This window comes from Halorubrum sp. (assembly GCF_046498025.1).
Classification (GTDB): Archaea; Halobacteriota; Halobacteria; order Halobacteriales; family Haloferacaceae; genus Halorubrum.
This window is the reverse complement of the sequence record NZ_JAWOBM010000017.1, coordinates 149,496-163,252: the sequence shown is the minus strand read 5'-3', so window position 1 is coordinate 163,252 and position 13,757 is coordinate 149,496. Positions and strand designations below refer to the sequence as shown.

General features: G+C 67.4%; 16 protein-coding genes. 2 read left to right on the top strand and 14 right to left on the bottom strand.

Annotation, left to right across the window (positions count from 1 at the left end; genetic code table 11):
- Positions 1-45: 45 nt before the first annotated feature.
- Positions 46-324 carry a signal recognition particle subunit SRP19 gene (gene srp19 / locus R6U01_RS04335; RefSeq protein WP_410285229.1) on the top strand — a complete coding sequence of 93 codons (279 nt, stop codon included), beginning with the start codon at positions 46-48 and terminating at the stop codon, positions 322-324.
- A gap of 2 nt (positions 325-326) precedes the next feature.
- Positions 327-557, top strand: a complete 231-nt coding sequence (locus R6U01_RS04330) for an H/ACA ribonucleoprotein complex subunit GAR1 (RefSeq protein WP_410285228.1) — start codon at positions 327-329, stop codon at positions 555-557.
- A 1-nt stretch (position 558) separates the two neighbouring features.
- Here the strand turns inward: R6U01_RS04330 and R6U01_RS04325 are convergent, their stop codons facing one another.
- The 14 genes from R6U01_RS04325 to R6U01_RS04260 form a co-directional block, all read right to left on the bottom strand.
- Positions 559-1,068, bottom strand: coding sequence for a hypothetical protein (locus tag R6U01_RS04325; protein WP_410285227.1), 510 nt, complete (start codon positions 1,066-1,068; stop codon positions 559-561).
- A 111-nt stretch (positions 1,069-1,179) separates the two neighbouring features.
- Positions 1,180-2,712: an NADH-quinone oxidoreductase subunit N gene (locus R6U01_RS04320; protein WP_410285226.1), complete on the bottom strand. Its 1,533-nt coding sequence runs from the start codon at positions 2,710-2,712 to the stop codon at positions 1,180-1,182.
- Positions 2,705-4,237: a NuoM family protein gene (locus R6U01_RS04315; protein ID WP_410285225.1), complete on the bottom strand. Its 1,533-nt coding sequence runs from the start codon at positions 4,235-4,237 to the stop codon at positions 2,705-2,707. The genes R6U01_RS04320 and R6U01_RS04315 overlap by 8 nt, the downstream gene beginning before the upstream one ends.
- Entirely contained in the window at positions 4,234-6,276 is a 2,043-nt protein-coding gene (gene nuoL, locus R6U01_RS04310) for an NADH-quinone oxidoreductase subunit L (protein WP_410285224.1), read from the bottom strand. Before nuoL ends, R6U01_RS04315 begins: the two co-directional genes overlap by 4 nt.
- Before the next feature lies 1 nt (position 6,277).
- On the bottom strand, positions 6,278-6,598 hold the full coding sequence (gene nuoK, locus R6U01_RS04305; RefSeq protein WP_008004452.1) for an NADH-quinone oxidoreductase subunit NuoK: 321 nt from the start codon (positions 6,596-6,598) through the stop codon (positions 6,278-6,280).
- A complete protein-coding gene (locus R6U01_RS04300) occupies positions 6,595-6,945 on the bottom strand; it encodes a hypothetical protein (protein ID WP_410285223.1) in 351 nt (116 codons plus the stop codon). The genes nuoK and R6U01_RS04300 overlap by 4 nt, the downstream gene beginning before the upstream one ends.
- On the bottom strand, positions 6,942-7,208 hold the full coding sequence (locus R6U01_RS04295; protein ID WP_123114309.1) for an NADH-quinone oxidoreductase subunit J: 267 nt from the start codon (positions 7,206-7,208) through the stop codon (positions 6,942-6,944). The genes R6U01_RS04300 and R6U01_RS04295 overlap by 4 nt, the downstream gene beginning before the upstream one ends.
- Before the next feature lie 49 nt (positions 7,209-7,257).
- On the bottom strand, positions 7,258-7,719 hold the full coding sequence (locus tag R6U01_RS04290; protein ID WP_410285222.1) for a NuoI/complex I 23 kDa subunit family protein: 462 nt from the start codon (positions 7,717-7,719) through the stop codon (positions 7,258-7,260).
- A gap of 1 nt (position 7,720) precedes the next feature.
- On the bottom strand, positions 7,721-8,794 hold the full coding sequence (locus R6U01_RS04285) for a complex I subunit 1/NuoH family protein (RefSeq protein ID WP_410285221.1): 1,074 nt from the start codon (positions 8,792-8,794) through the stop codon (positions 7,721-7,723).
- Positions 8,794-10,458: an NADH-quinone oxidoreductase subunit D gene (locus tag R6U01_RS04280; protein WP_410285220.1), complete on the bottom strand. Its 1,665-nt coding sequence runs from the start codon at positions 10,456-10,458 to the stop codon at positions 8,794-8,796. Before R6U01_RS04280 ends, R6U01_RS04285 begins: the two co-directional genes overlap by 1 nt.
- The gene (locus R6U01_RS04275) at positions 10,455-11,153 is read right to left on the bottom strand and encodes an NADH-quinone oxidoreductase subunit B (RefSeq protein WP_410285219.1); all 699 of its coding nucleotides are present in this window, start codon (positions 11,151-11,153) and stop codon (positions 10,455-10,457) included. Before R6U01_RS04275 ends, R6U01_RS04280 begins: the two co-directional genes overlap by 4 nt.
- Positions 11,153-11,569, bottom strand: a complete 417-nt coding sequence (locus R6U01_RS04270; protein WP_410285218.1) for an NADH-quinone oxidoreductase subunit A — start codon at positions 11,567-11,569, stop codon at positions 11,153-11,155. The genes R6U01_RS04275 and R6U01_RS04270 overlap by 1 nt, the downstream gene beginning before the upstream one ends.
- 153 nt (positions 11,570-11,722) lie before the next feature.
- Complete coding sequence (gene purE / locus R6U01_RS04265; RefSeq protein WP_410285217.1) at positions 11,723-12,340, bottom strand: 5-(carboxyamino)imidazole ribonucleotide mutase; 618 nt, start codon at positions 12,338-12,340, stop codon at positions 11,723-11,725.
- A 186-nt stretch (positions 12,341-12,526) separates the two neighbouring features.
- Positions 12,527-13,699, bottom strand: coding sequence for a 5-(carboxyamino)imidazole ribonucleotide synthase (locus R6U01_RS04260; protein ID WP_410285216.1), 1,173 nt, complete (start codon positions 13,697-13,699; stop codon positions 12,527-12,529).
- Positions 13,700-13,757 lie beyond the last annotated feature (58 nt).

Sequence of the window (13,757 nt, the reverse complement as noted above, 5' to 3'; positions counted from 1 at the left end):
GGCCGGGTCCGAAACGACCTTAGGCCGGGCGCTCGGCTCTCCGATATGGTCGAGAACGTCGTCTATCCCGCGTACTTCGACGCCGAGCGGTCGCGTTCGGAGGGCCGTCGCGTCCCGATGGACCTCGCGATCGCCGATCCGACCGTCGACGAGATCGCGAAGGCGGTCCAGCAGGTCGGATACGACGTGGTCATAGAACGCGACAAGACGTATTCCCGCGAGTTCGAGCCCCGGGGCGCGGTGGTCGTGCAGGGCACGGAGGACACCGCGAAGAACGACCTGGTGCAGGCGATCGCCGCCTACCTCGGCATCCTGCGAGAGTGACGATGCGACGCGTCGGTACCGTGGTCCGCACCGCCGGCGGGCTCGCCATCGCCCGCGGGGATCGCGGCGACGAACCGCCCCGGATCGGCGCGGCCGTCGTCGACGAGTCGCTCTCGACGGTGGGCCGCGTCGTCGACGTGTTCGGTCCGGTCGACCGACCGTACGTGGCCGTCACGCCCAACGACGGAGACGGTCTCGCGGCGCTCGTCGGCGGGAAGCTATACGCGCGCTGAGCTACGCCGTCTCCCCGTCCGTCCCCTTTGCGACGACCCCGTTCGTCGACTCCTCGCCCGACGCGTCTCCGTCGACCGGTTCGTCGTCGCCTTCCGGGAGTTCACGGTCATCCGCGACGGCTTCGATCGGTTCGTCGTCAGCTTCGACGGCTTCGCCGCCAGTTTCGGCCGATTCGTCGTCAGCTTCGACGGCTTCGCCGCCAGTTTCGACGGGTTCATCCTCGCCTTCCGTGCTCTCACCGCCCACCACCCGGAAGTCGTCGAGCGTCTTCGTCGAGCGGACGAGCCGCTCGGCGACCACGAGCTTCTCCGTGCGGTCCAACCGATTCCAGTCGAACTCCGGCGGCGGCGACGCCTCGAACGCCTCGAACTGCTGGAACACCGCCTCGTTGACGAACCGCTCGAACGACCCGCAGTTCGGACACGTCACCGAGAGGTGAGACGTGTCGAACTCGCGGTCGATGGTGTGTTCGAGACAGTTCAGACAGCGGTACGCTCGGGTTCTACTCACACCGTACGTGAGGGGACCCACGCGGTAATACCTGCGGGTACCGGTTGTGCGGTTCGGTGACCTCGCGATCGAAGTGACCGTCGACGAGTAAAAAGGAAAGCTCGATCGGCCTCAGAACAGCGCCGACGCGGCCGCCTCGGCGGTCTCGATGACCGGGCCGAAGCCGGGCAGGAGCAGCACCGTGGCGACCGCCGCGAAGACGACCGCGGCGTACAGCGCCGTCGGCCGCACGTCGATCGCGTCCAGCGCGGTCGACGACGCGGGGTCGTCGATGAACAGCGCCTTCACGACCCGGCTGTAGTAGTACAGCGAGATCACGCTGTTGATCGCGCCGATGGCCGCCAGCCACAGGAAGCCGTTGTCGATGGCTCCCATGAACAGGAAGTACTTCGAGAAGAAGCCCGCGAACGGCGGGAGTCCGGCCAGCGAGAACATGAACACGGCCATCGCCGTCGAGGCGACGGGCGCGCGCTTGGCCAGCCCGGCGTAGTCCTCGAAGGTCCGACCGACGCCCCACCGCTCCGCCATCGCGACGAAGAGGAACGCGCCGGTGTTCATGAAGCCGTAGACGAGCAGGTGCGCCATCGCCGCGCCCATCACCGCGCCGTTGCCGCCCCCGTCAGCCGAGAGCGCGGCGACGCCGATGAGCGCGTAGCCGGCGTGACCGATCGAGGAGTACGCGAGCATCCGCTTGACCTCCTCCTGGACGGCCGCCGCGAAGTTCCCCAGCGTCATCGTCACGGCCGCTAAGATTCCGAAGGCGAGCACCCAGTTGATGTCGGCCGACAGCGACGCGCCGACCGGGAACGCCTCCGTGAACACGCGGAACGCGATCACGAAGCCGGCGGCCTTCGACGCCGACGAGAGGAAGGCGCTCACGGGCGCGGGCGCGCCTTCGTACGCCTCCGGCGCCCAGAAGTGGAACGGGACGGAGGCCGTCTTGAACGCGACGCCGCCCAGGATCATCACGATCCCGAGGCCGGCGATCCCGCTACGGCTGTCGAGCCCGTCGGTGCCCGCGGCGATGTCGCCGAGGACCTCGGCCACGTCGGCGAGTATCAGCGAGCCCGTCGCCGCGTACACGAGCGAGACGCCGAACAGGAAGATCGCGGATGAGAGCGCCCCGACGAGGAAGTACTTCATCCCCGCCTCGACGCTCCCGCGGTTCTTCTTGAGGAACGCCACGAGCACGTACGACGGCAGCGACACCATCTCCAGGGCGACGAACACGACCGCGAGCGAGTTCGCGACCGCGAGCAGCGACATGCCGGTCGCCGCGAACAGCGTCAGCGAGTAGAACGTCGCCGGATTCGGGTGATCGTGGAAGTAGTCGTGGGCCGCGACGACGACGAGCGACGTCACCGACGCGAAGATGGCGATGAAGAACAGCCCCAGCGTGTCCACCTTGATCGCGTCGGCCAACAGCGTGATCGCACCGCCGGTGTCGGCGCCGCCGGTACCAGACGCGACGAACCAGACCGTCGCGGCGAGCGAGGCCAGCGCACCCAGCGCGCTCACGACCGCCATCGAGGTGTTCGACCGCGTGTCGGGACTGATCGTGTCGACGAGCAGCAGCGCGAGCCCGGTGAACCCGAGCAGCAGCACGGGCAGCAGCGCCGCCACCGGGGGGAGCGTGTTAACCATCGACGGTCACCCCCTCAACCACGGGAACAGCAGCGTCACGGATCATCTCGAAGAAGAGGTCGGGCGCGACGCCGAGCACGATGATCGCCACGAGCAGCACCGCGAGCGGGGCGACGTCGTGGAACGGCGCGGGACCCACCTCGTAGTCGGTCGCGAGTTCGAACGGTCCGAACAGCGTGCTCTGCATCGCCGACAGCAGGTAGCCGGCGACGATGACGATTCCGAACATCGCCAGCGCGGTGAACACCGGCGCGTACGGGAGCGCCGGCGCGGAGAACGATCCCACGAAGATGAAGAACTCGCCGGCGAAGCCGGCCATCAGCGGGAGCCCCATGTAGCCGAACGCGCCGGCGACGAGGATGCCGACCGTGACCGGCATCCGGTCCGCCATCCCGGCCATGTCGCCGACCATCCGCGTGTGGGTCGCGTTGTAGACGACGCCGACCGCCATGAACATCAGCCCCGAGATGAGGCCGTGGGCGACCATCTGGAACGTCGCGCCGCCGACGCCGTACTCGGTGAACACGACGAGCCCGAGGATGACGTACCCCATCGACGAGACGGAGGAGTACGCGACGATGCGCTTGAGGTCCTTCTGTGCGAGCGCCAGCATCGCGCCGTAGATGACGCTGATGACGGCGATCGCGGCGATCGGGATCGCGAGCGCGGACGCCTGATCGGGGAGCATCGTGAAGTTGAACCGGAGCAGCGCGTACGTCCCCATCTTCAGGAGCACGCCCGCCAGGAGCACCGACACGGGAGTCGGCGCCTCGACGTGGGCGTCCGGCAGCCACGTGTGCACCGGCACGATCGGGACCTTCACCGCGAAGCCGGCGAACATCGCGAGGAACGCGACCATCGCGATCCGGTCCGGCGAGATGCCGAACCAGGTCCCGAGGCCGCCGTCGGCGATCGCGCCCGTGATCTCCGGGAGCGCGAACGAGGTCACGGAGTCGCCGAGCGCGAACGTCAGCGACATGAACCCGATGAACATCAGCAGCGACGCCGCGTTCGTGTAGACGAAGAACTTGATCGCGGCGTACTTCCGGCGGGGACCGCCCCAGACCCCGATGAGGAAGTACATCGGGACGAGGACGGCCTCCCAGAAGACGAACCAGAGGAAGAAGTCCAGCGCCGTGAACACGCCCAGGAGGTTCGCCTCCATGAACAGCATGAGTCCGTAGAACTGGCTCTGGCGCGAGTCGATCGGTGTCCACGCGCTGAGGATCGCCAGCGGGACGAGGAACGTCGTCAGCACGACGAGGGGGAGGCTGATGCCGTCCAGCCCGACGAACCACGAGACCGCGCGACCGCCGACTTCGAGCCACTCGATCTGGGTCTGATACGCGATCTCGCCGCCCGTGAGGGCGTTCCCGGAGCCGTCGAAGCCGGACCAGAGGGACAGCGACCCGACGAACGGGACCAGACTCAGGGCGAACGCGAGCCGTCCCGCCCACTCGTTCGGCGAGAGCAGGACGACGAGCGCGCTCACGAACGTGACCGCGATGAGCGCTTCGAGTATCACAGGAACCACCCCCCGGAGACACCGAGCACGAGAATCAGCGCGACCAGCCCCAGCGTGAGCAGCGCGGCGTACTGCGAGACGACGCCGTTCTGGACCTGTCGGATCCGGTCACCGCCGATGAGACTCACCGAGGAGACGCCGTTGACGACGCCGTCGACGATCCCCTGATCGAAGGTGTCGGCGCCGCCGGCGACGTCCTCGGTGCGATACGCGAGCCATACCTGCAGTTCGTCGAGATAGTAGTTGTTGTACAGCACGTCTTTGATCCCGCCGAGCTTCGCCGTGTGCTCCGTCGGCGACGAAACGTTGTAGAGCCGCCACGCCACGAGGAGTCCGGTCAGCGCTAAGCCGAGCGAGGCGGCCGCGCCGACGAGCACCGTGGCGACCTCGCCGCCGACGATGTACTCGCTACTGTACGGTCCGATGTCGCCGTAGTGGTGCGAGGAGAGCCCCTCGACGCCGCCCCACTCGTTGTCGAGCCAGCGGTGGAGCACGTCGATCCCCTCCAGTCCGAGGACCTTCTGGACCGGCACCATGTTGATGAGGCCGGTGACGACCGCGAGCGTTCCCAGCACGGTCAGCGGCCCCTTCACGTTCCAGCGAACGGGTTCGGGGTCGCGCGCGGTGTCGCTGCGCGGGTCGCCGTGGAAGGTCAGGAAGACCATCCGGAACGTGTAGAAGGCGGTGACGGGGACCGCGAGCAGCCCCATCAGGTAGCCGCCGAACAGCAGCGGCTCGCCGGGCGCGTGGATGAGCGCCTCGTAGAGGACCTCGTCTTTCGACCAGAAGCCGGCGAACGGGAAGATGCCCGCGAGCGCCAGCGACCCGGCGAGGAAGGTGTAGTACGTCACGGGCATCTTCGATTTCAGCCCGCCCATGTCCCACATGTTCTCGTTGTGGTGCATCGCGATGATCACCGCGCCCGCGCCGAGGAAGAGCAGCGCCTTGAAGAACGCGTGGGTCGTCAGGTGGAAGACCGCGGCCACGTACCCGCCCGCGCCGAGCGCGAGCATCATGTACCCGTACTGCGAGATGGTGGAGTACGCGAGCACCTGCTTCAGTTCGTCCTTCACGAGCCCCATCGTCGCCGCGAACAGCGCGGTGAACCCGCCGATGAAGGCGATCACCGCGAGCGTCGTCGGCGTCAGCGCGTAGAAGCCGTACATCCGCGCGACGAGGTAGACGCCGGCCGCGACCATCGTCGCGGCGTGAATCAGCGCGGAGACGGGCGTCGGGCCCTCCATCGCGTCGGGGAGCCACGTGTGCAGCGGGAACTGCGCCGACTTCCCGACGACGCCGCCCAGGACCAGCAGCCCGAGGACGGTGAACCACGTCTGCAGTTCGAGTCCGCCGGGCGTCCACGCGACCGAGCCCTCGCCGGCGAGCGCCGCCTCGGCGAGCGCCGGGAACGACTCCTGTCCGCCGAACTGCGCCGTGCCGAACGTCGCGAGCACGGCGACGACGCCGATCAGGAAGAAGTAGTCACCGAAGCGGGTGACGAGGAACGCCTTCTTCGCCGCCGACGGCGGTCCGGGCTCCCGGAAGTGGAACCCGATGAGCAGGTACGAGCAGAGCCCGACCAGCTCGAAGAACATGAACGCCATCAGCAGGTTGTCGGCGACGACGAACCCGAGCATCGACGCCGTGAACAGGCCGAGCCCGGCGTAGTACCGCGGGAGGCCCGTCTCGCCCTCGTCGTTCATGTACCCGAGCGAGAACACGTGCACGAGCAGCGCGACGAGCGTCACGATGACGAGCATGAGCGCCGACAGCGGGTCGACGAGGATGCCGAACGAGAGCTCGACGTCCGTCGGTCCGATCCCGCCGGCGCTCGCCCACGTGTAGACGGTGCGGTTCGCCGCCCCGCCGCCCGCGACCGTCGCGAGCACCCACAGCGAGAGCAGGAACGAGCCGGCCGTCGCCGCGATTCCGCCGAACGCGCCTCCCTTGGGGAGGTACTTACCGGCGCCGAGCGCGATCAGGAACGAGAAGAACGGCAGGAGGACGATCGCCGGAACGTAAGAGAACACGTCTATCATGTTACCACCTCATCTCCGTTGGAACGGTCACGTCGGTGACCCCGAAGTTGCGGTACAGGACCAGGATGATGCCGATGCCGATCGCGACCTCGGCGGCGGCGAGCGCGATGACGAACAGCGCGAACACCTGTCCCGTGAGGTCGCCGTAGTACAGCGCGAACGCGACGAAGTTGATGTTCGCCGCGTTCATCATGAGCTCGACGCTCATCAGGAAATACAGCGCGTCACGCCGCGTGAGCACGCCGAACAGGCCGATACAGAAGACGGCGGCCGCGAGCAGCAGGTACCACTCCGGCGGGATCGAGGAGGCGACGGCGGTCACTGCCGCTCACCTCCGTCGGTGAACGCCTGCCCCACGGCGGCGATGATCGTGCCGTCCTCCTCGCGTTTCGCCAGGTAGACCGCCCCGTCGACGGCGACGTCGAGGGCGACGGCGGCGATCAGGAACGCGGCGAGGAATCCCTCCGAGGGAATCGTCGCGATGTCGTACGCGCCGAGGTTGAACAGGGCGTACCCGATGTTGTGAACGACGGATGCGTCGGCGGGGAAGCCGGCCCCTTCGACCGCGAAGTCTGCGGACAGCGCCGTCAAGGCCATCGTCCCGAAGAGAAGTCCGACCGCCGCGGCCGGCACGATGCGCCCGCGGCGCTCCGAGTCTCCGTCGCTCATGCGCTATTCACCTCCGTTTCCGTGTCCGATCGCGTGAGCATCACGCCGAACGTGACTAAGATCAGAACCCCGCCGACGTAGACGAGGATCTGCATGGCGGCGATGAACTCCGCCTGTAACATCACGTAGTGTACTGCGACGCTCGTCAGGGCTCCGCCTAGAAGCAGCGCGGCGTGGAACACGTCGCGCGCCAGGACGACCCCGAGGCCGAACGCCAGCGTAACCGCGGCGAACAGCCCGAACGCGATTGTAGCATAAACCATTGTGTTTGTCTCCTATGAGAACCCCTTTGAAGATTTCGAGACGCGCCCGCTACTGGTAGTCGATCTCGCCGTCGCCCTCCCCGATCCACGCGCCGCGGTCGGGGTTGCGAGACTCCAGCGGGTCGATTCCCTTGTACCACGGGACGTTCTTGAGCTGTTCTTTGTTGAACACGAAGTCGTCCTTCGTGTCCGCGGTAAACTCGAAGTTCTGGGTCAACAGGATGGCGTCGACTGGGCAGACCTCCTCACAGAGCCGGCAGTAGATGCACTGCCCGATGTGGAGGTTGTACTGCTCCCCGTTGCGCTGGTCGTCCTGCACGATCTGGATCGTGTCGTTCGGACAGACGTTCTCGCACTGTCGACACCAGATGCACCGCTCCTGGCTGAACTTGTGTACCCCGCGGAACCGGGGGCTCACTTCGGGCGCGTCCTCCGGGTATTCCACCGTGAACGTCTTGCCGTCCAGCGCGTGTTTCATCGTCGTCGCCATGGATTTCATGAGTCCGATCATGTTACGCGATCACCCCCACGATTACGGCCGTGAGCACCAGGTTCGCGAACGACAGCACCAGCATGCCCTTCCAGCCGATCTCGATCAGCTGGTCGATGCGGACGCGCGGCAGCGCGGAGCGGGCCCACTGCGTGAACAGGAAGAAGCCCCAGATCTTCACCACGAACCAGATGAAGCCGATGCTCTCCGGGCCCGGCCCGGAGGCGCCGCCGAGGAACGTCACGGCGAGGATCGCCCCGCCGAGGAAGATGTGCACGAACTCGCCGAGGTAGAAGAGGACGAAGTACGCGGAGGAGTACTCGGTCTGGTAACCGGCGACGATCTCCGTCGGCGCCTCCGGGATGTCGAACGGATTGCGTCCGATCTCGGCCATGTTGGCCGTGAGGAACAGCACGAACGCGAACGGGTTCACGAACGCGAACCACGCCGGGATGTCGATCCCGGCGACCGTCACCAGCGTCGTCGTCTGCGCGCCGACGATGCCGCTCATCTGGAGCGTCCCCGCGAAGATCACGACTGACATCGCCGTGACGATGAGCGGGATCTCGTACGCGAGGTTCTGCGCGACCGCGCGGAGCCCGCCGAGCAGCGAGTACTTGTTGTTCGACGCGTAGCCGGCCATCACCAGCGACACGGAGGCGATGGAGGCGAACGCGAACACCAGCGCGAATCCGACCTCGGGGTCGGCGAGCTGGAAGTTGATCGGTCCGAGACGTCCCATCGGAATCACGGAGAAGCCGAGCAGCGCCGACGACGGGAGGATGATCGGCGCGATGTCCCAGGTGGGGCGGTCGACGCCCTCGGGGACGATGAGCTCCTTCGCGAGCAGCTGGACGGCGGCCGCCGGGATGATCAGGAGCCCGAACGGACCGATCCGGTTGACTGCGATGCGGTCGGTGAACGCCGCCGTGATCTTCCGTTTCGCCCACGGGCCGGCGACGCCGGTGAACGCGAGGACGATGTTCCCGACGACGGCCGCCGCGATCAGCGCGGCGACGACCTCGCCGAGCACGCCCGGCAGTCCGAACGTCTCCACGAGGAACTCGGGGAACAGCTGTGCGGGTGCCGTCCCCATCAGCGGTCCACCTCTCCGAGCACGATGTCGAGGCTCCCGAGCGCCGCGATGACGTCGGGGATGTACTCGCCGTTGGCCATCTCAGGCAGCGTCTGGAGGTTCGAGAAGCACGGCGACCGGATCTTGAACCGCGCCGGCTTGTCGGTGCCGTCGGAGCGGATGTAGATGCCGAGCTCGCCTTTCGCGCCCTCGACGGCCCGGTAGATCTCGGCGTCGTCGTCCGGGCGGAGCGTCCGGGGCACGTTCGCCTGAATGTTGCGCTCGTCCTCGGGCCAGTCCTCGAGTAAGTCGACGCACTGCTCGATGATCTTCGCGGACTCCTCGACCTCGCGCATCCGCACGAGCAGACGGCTGAAGTTGTCGCAGCCCTCCTCGGTGACGACGTCCCAGTCGAGCTCGTCGTAGTAGCCGTACGGGTCGTCGCGGCGGAGGTCGTAGTCGACCCCCGAGCCGCGGGCGACCGGGCCGGTCGCGCCGTAGTTCTTGGCGACCTCCGGCGGGAGGATCCCCGTGTCGATCGTCCGCATCTGGAAGATCTCGTTGGAGGTGACGAGGTCGTGGTACTCCTCGACGGACCCCGGCAGCTGGTCGAGGAAGTCGCGGGTCTTCGAAAAGAACTCCTCGCGGGGCTCGGGGAGGTCCCAGACGACGCCGCCGAGCCGGAAGTAGTTGAACATCAGCCGCTGGCCCGTCAGGTCCTCGAGCAGGTCCTGGACGCGCTCGCGGTCGTTGATGGCGTACATGAACGTCGCCGTGAAGTCGCCGTTCACGTCGAGCGCGAACGTGGCGAGCGCGAGCATGTGCGCGGCGATCCGGCACATCTCGGCGCCCATCGTCCGGATGACCTGCGCGTACTCCGGCACCTCGATGTCGGCGAGGTCCTCGGCCGCGCGGGCGTACGCCCACTCGTTGAGCAGCCCCGCCGAGATGTAGTCCCAGCGGTCGGGATACGGCATGATCTGGTGGCGGTACGTGCCCGACTGGGCCATCTGCTCTTCACAGCGGTGGAGGTAGCCGATGTCGGGTTCGACGTCGACGACCTGCTCGCCGTCGAGGACCGTCTTCAGGTGGAGGACCCCGTGGGTCGCCGGGTGGTGCGGACCGATGTTGAGGAACATCGTGTCGGACTCGGAGTCCTTGTAGTGTTCCTGCAAGGGGTTCGCGTGCTCCGGCAGCGTGGCGATCTGCGGCCGGTCCATGTCGTAGTCCATCGACATGGGGTGGCCCTGCCACGTCTCCGGCAGGAGGATCCGGCGCAGGTCGGGGTGGTCGTCGTACTCGATGCCGATCAGGTCGTACGCCTCCCGCTCGTGCCAGTCGGCGGTGCGGAACACGGGCTCGGCCGATTGCGAGACGGGGCGGTCCTTGTCGGCGGGGACGACGACGCTGACCTCCTGGGTCGGGTCGTCGAACTTCTTCAGGTGATATATCGACTCGTAGCGGCTCTCGTACTCCTGTGCGGAGACCAGCGAGAGGTGGTCGTACCCCGCCTGCTCTTTCAGGATCGAGAGCGTCTCCTGGACGGTGTCCGGGCGGATGACGAAGCCGGGGGCGTTCAGGTGGTCGTCGCGTTTGACGACGAGGTCGCCCAACAGGGCCTCCAGCTCGTCGGGGGACCGCTCGATCGCCGCGTCGTCGGTGGCGTCCGGTCGTTCGAGGCTCATGGTGAATCAGCGAAGTTGTACCGCATGACGAGTTCGTCGTCGTCGATCTCGTCGACCAGCTTGTCGACGAGTTCGTCGCGTTCGAGGTCGGAGAACTGCTCCAGCTCGTACGGCTTGACCGTCACGGGCGAGGCCTCGCCGTTGGCGACGCGCTCCTGCAGCTTCACGACGCCGTAGACGAGCGCCTCGGGACGGGGCGGACAGCCGGGGACGTGGATGTCGATCGGGATGACCTCCTCGGCGCCCTTGATCACGTTGTACCCCTCTTGGAACGGACCGCCGGAGATGGTACACGAGCCCATGCCGACGACGAACTTCGGTTCGGGCATCTGGTCGTACACGCGCTTCATCCGCGGCGCGAACTTCGACACGATCGTCCCAGGGACGATCATCACGTCGGCCTGACGCGGTGACGCGCGGGGGACGCCGCTCCCGAACCGGTCGAGGTCGTGTTTCACCGCGTAGGTGTGCATCATCTCGATACTGCAACAGGCGATACCGAACTGCAGCATGAACATCGAGGAGCCGCGGCACCAGTTCAGGAACTTGTCGAACTTGGTGAGGATGAACGGCGAGGAGCCGAACGCCTCACGAAGCCGCGAGTTGAATCGGTCCCCTTGCCCGGTCATCCGGGCGTCTCGGGTCTCGGTTACGACTTGCGATTCGTCGGTGATGAATGGTTGATCGCTGCTCATTAGTTGAGGTCACTCTCCGTTTTTCTCTTGGTCGCGCGGGGGCTGCGGGCCCAACTGATCGCCCCCGACCGCCACGCCCAGACGAGCCCGATCGCGAGGATCCCGACGAAGGCCAACATCGGCCACAGCAGGGCGGTCATCGGAACGCCCGCCTGGATCGCCGGGCGGTAGATGACGGCCCACGGGAACAGCAACACGGTCTCGATGTCGAACACGACGAACAACAGCGCGACCATGTAGTACTGGATGTTGAACCGGATCTTCGTCCCGCCGGTCGGGGTCTCACCGGACTCATAGGTGGTGCTTTTACCGGTCTCAGGCACGCTCGGGCGGAGCAACGCCGACACTGTCATCATCCCTATCGGGATGAGCAGGCCGACGGCCGCCAAGGCGCCAATCGCTATCCAATCGCTCATATAGGTCTCCGTAACGTGCTGGGGTTTGAACCGGCCCCTCATAAGCGTTGAGTCTTTCGGACACCGCCCCAGGGAGGGCGCAGACGACCGCGAGACGGCCGAACGGGCGATCCGCCTGCTCTCTATCGGCCGGTATCCCGGGTCGGTCGGCGGCTACTCCCCGTCCCGCGCGCGGAACCCGTCGATCCCGAGGTCGTGGAGGCCGGTCGAGACCTCCGCGACGCCCGCCTTCTGTTCGTCGTGGAGCTCGATCAGCCGGTCTTCGACGGCGTCGTGCTCGCGCGCGAGCACCTGCGCGGCCGACAGGGCGGCGTTGTACGACTTCCCGGCGTCGACCGCGACGATCGGCGCTCCGGTCGGCATCCCGATGACGGAGTCCACGGACTTCTCCTGGACCGGCACCCCGATGACGGGGATCGGGTAGGCGATCGACGCGGTCATGTTCGGGAGGTCGGCGGACTTCCCGCCCGCGCCGGCGATCACCACGTCGAGCCCGCGGTCGGCGGCGGTCTCCCCGTAGGCGTACATGAGCTCCGGGGTGCGGTGCGCGGAGACGACGTAGCTCTCGTAGGTGAACCGGGCGTCCGGCGCCTCGTCGAAATCGGTCTGCTCCGCGAAGCCGAGGTCGTCGAGCGCCTCGTACGCGCCCTCCATGACGGGGAGGTCCGAGTCCGACCCCATGACGATCCCGACGTCCGGGGTGGTCTCCGGGTCGGCGTCGGCGTTCGCTTCCGCTTCGAGCCGGTCGATGAGGTCCTGCACCGTGGTCATGGGCGTGCGTTCGACGGAGGCCGATAAGGAAGTGCCGGATGCGGCGACGGAACGGATGATAATCAGGCCGCAGTCGCCCTCGGTGCGAGGGTCCTCCGAGTGTCCACGCGCTCATTTATAAGTAGTCGCTGCCGTCGATCGTATCGTAATCACACACGCCTGCAGCGGGGTACCGTCGTTCGGCGGCTACGCGTCCCGGAACGTCAGCCCGTCACGGAGCTCCCGCGCCCGAGAGAGCAGGGCGTCGCGGTCGGCGGCGGAGTCACCGCCTTCCGCGGCCGTCGCCGTCAGGTGCCCCATCTTCCGGAGCGGGCGCGCGTCGGCTTTCCCGTACCAGTGGAGGGCTGCGTCGGGCGCGGCGAGCACGTCCTCGACGCCGCGGAGGGTCGCGGGTTGCGTCTCGTCCACGTCGCCGAGCACGTTCGCCGTGACCGCCGGGGCGACGAGGTCGGTCGGACCGAGCGGCCACCCGAGCACGGCCCGGACGTGGTTCTCGAACTGCGAGGTCCGCGCGCCCTCGATCGTCCAGTGCCCGGAGTTGTGGGGGCGCGGCGCGATCTCGTTGACGAGGACTTCGCCGTCGCGGGTCTCGAACAGCTCGATCCCGTAGACCCCGCGACCGTCGAGGAAGTCGAGGACGTCGCGGGCGACCGACTCCGCCTCCGCGACGACGACGTCGTCGGCGCGAGCGGGCGCGACGCTCTCGCGGAGGATCTCCTCGCGGTGGACCGTCTCCGTGACGGGGTAGGTCCGCGTCTCGCCGTCGGCGCCCTTCAGGCCCATCACGGCGATCTCGCGCTCGAAGTCGAGGAGCTCCTCCGCCATCGCGTTCCCGCCGACCTCGTCAAGCGCGGCGGCCGCGTCCGCGGGGTCCGTGACGGGGACGTTCCCCCGGCCGTCGTAGCCGCCTTCGCGGGCCTTCAGCATGACGCCGCCGAACTCCTCGACGACGCGTTCGAGCCCCTCCGCGGTCGCGACCGCGACGAACTCCGGGACGGGGATCCCGGCGTCTGCGAGCGCCTCCTTCTGAACCAGCTTGTCCTGGATCGTCTCGAGGGTGGCGGGGTCCGGCTGGACCGGGACGCCGTGCTCCGCGCTCGCATCGGCGAGCAGGTCCGGGTCGGCCAGCTCGATCTCGAAGGTCAGCGCGTCCACGCGGCTGGCCAGCTCGTGGACCGCGTCGGGGTCGTCGAACTCCCCGACGATCTGGTCGCTCACCACGGGGGCCGCCGGGCAGTCAGGCGTCGGGTCCAACACGACGACCTCGACGCCGAGCCGAGCGACCGCCTCTCCAATCATCCGACCCAGCTGTCCGCCGCCGACGACGCCGAGCGTCGGTCCCGGCAGAGTGATCGACATACGCGGCTCGTACCCGACGTCGCTGCATAAATATTCCCACATCGGGCGGCTCGATACG

Excerpts from the sequence above, each read along its gene's own strand:
- R6U01_RS04320 (WP_410285226.1), bottom strand. The coding sequence starts at position 2,712 with ATGGTTAACACGCTCCCCCCGGTGGCGGCGCTGCTGCCCGTGCTGCTG.
- R6U01_RS04280 (WP_410285220.1), bottom strand. The coding sequence starts at position 10,458 with ATGAGCCTCGAACGACCGGACGCCACCGACGACGCGGCGATCGAGCGG.
- purE (WP_410285217.1), bottom strand. The coding sequence starts at position 12,340 with ATGACCACGGTGCAGGACCTCATCGACCGGCTCGAAGCGGAAGCGAAC.
- R6U01_RS04290 (WP_410285222.1), bottom strand. The coding sequence starts at position 7,719 with ATGATCGGACTCATGAAATCCATGGCGACGACGATGAAACACGCGCTG.
- R6U01_RS04275 (WP_410285219.1), bottom strand. The coding sequence starts at position 11,153 with ATGAGCAGCGATCAACCATTCATCACCGACGAATCGCAAGTCGTAACC.
- nuoL (WP_410285224.1), bottom strand. The coding sequence starts at position 6,276 with ATGATAGACGTGTTCTCTTACGTTCCGGCGATCGTCCTCCTGCCGTTC.
- R6U01_RS04260 (WP_410285216.1), bottom strand. The coding sequence starts at position 13,699 with ATGTCGATCACTCTGCCGGGACCGACGCTCGGCGTCGTCGGCGGCGGA.
- R6U01_RS04270 (WP_410285218.1), bottom strand. The coding sequence starts at position 11,569 with ATGAGCGATTGGATAGCGATTGGCGCCTTGGCGGCCGTCGGCCTGCTC.
- R6U01_RS04295 (WP_123114309.1), bottom strand. The coding sequence starts at position 7,208 with ATGGTTTATGCTACAATCGCGTTCGGGCTGTTCGCCGCGGTTACGCTG.
- R6U01_RS04285 (WP_410285221.1), bottom strand. The coding sequence starts at position 8,794 with ATGGGGACGGCACCCGCACAGCTGTTCCCCGAGTTCCTCGTGGAGACG.
- R6U01_RS04300 (WP_410285223.1), bottom strand. The coding sequence starts at position 6,945 with ATGAGCGACGGAGACTCGGAGCGCCGCGGGCGCATCGTGCCGGCCGCG.
- R6U01_RS04330 (WP_410285228.1), top strand. The coding sequence starts at position 327 with ATGCGACGCGTCGGTACCGTGGTCCGCACCGCCGGCGGGCTCGCCATC.
- srp19 (WP_410285229.1), top strand. The coding sequence starts at position 46 with ATGGTCGAGAACGTCGTCTATCCCGCGTACTTCGACGCCGAGCGGTCG.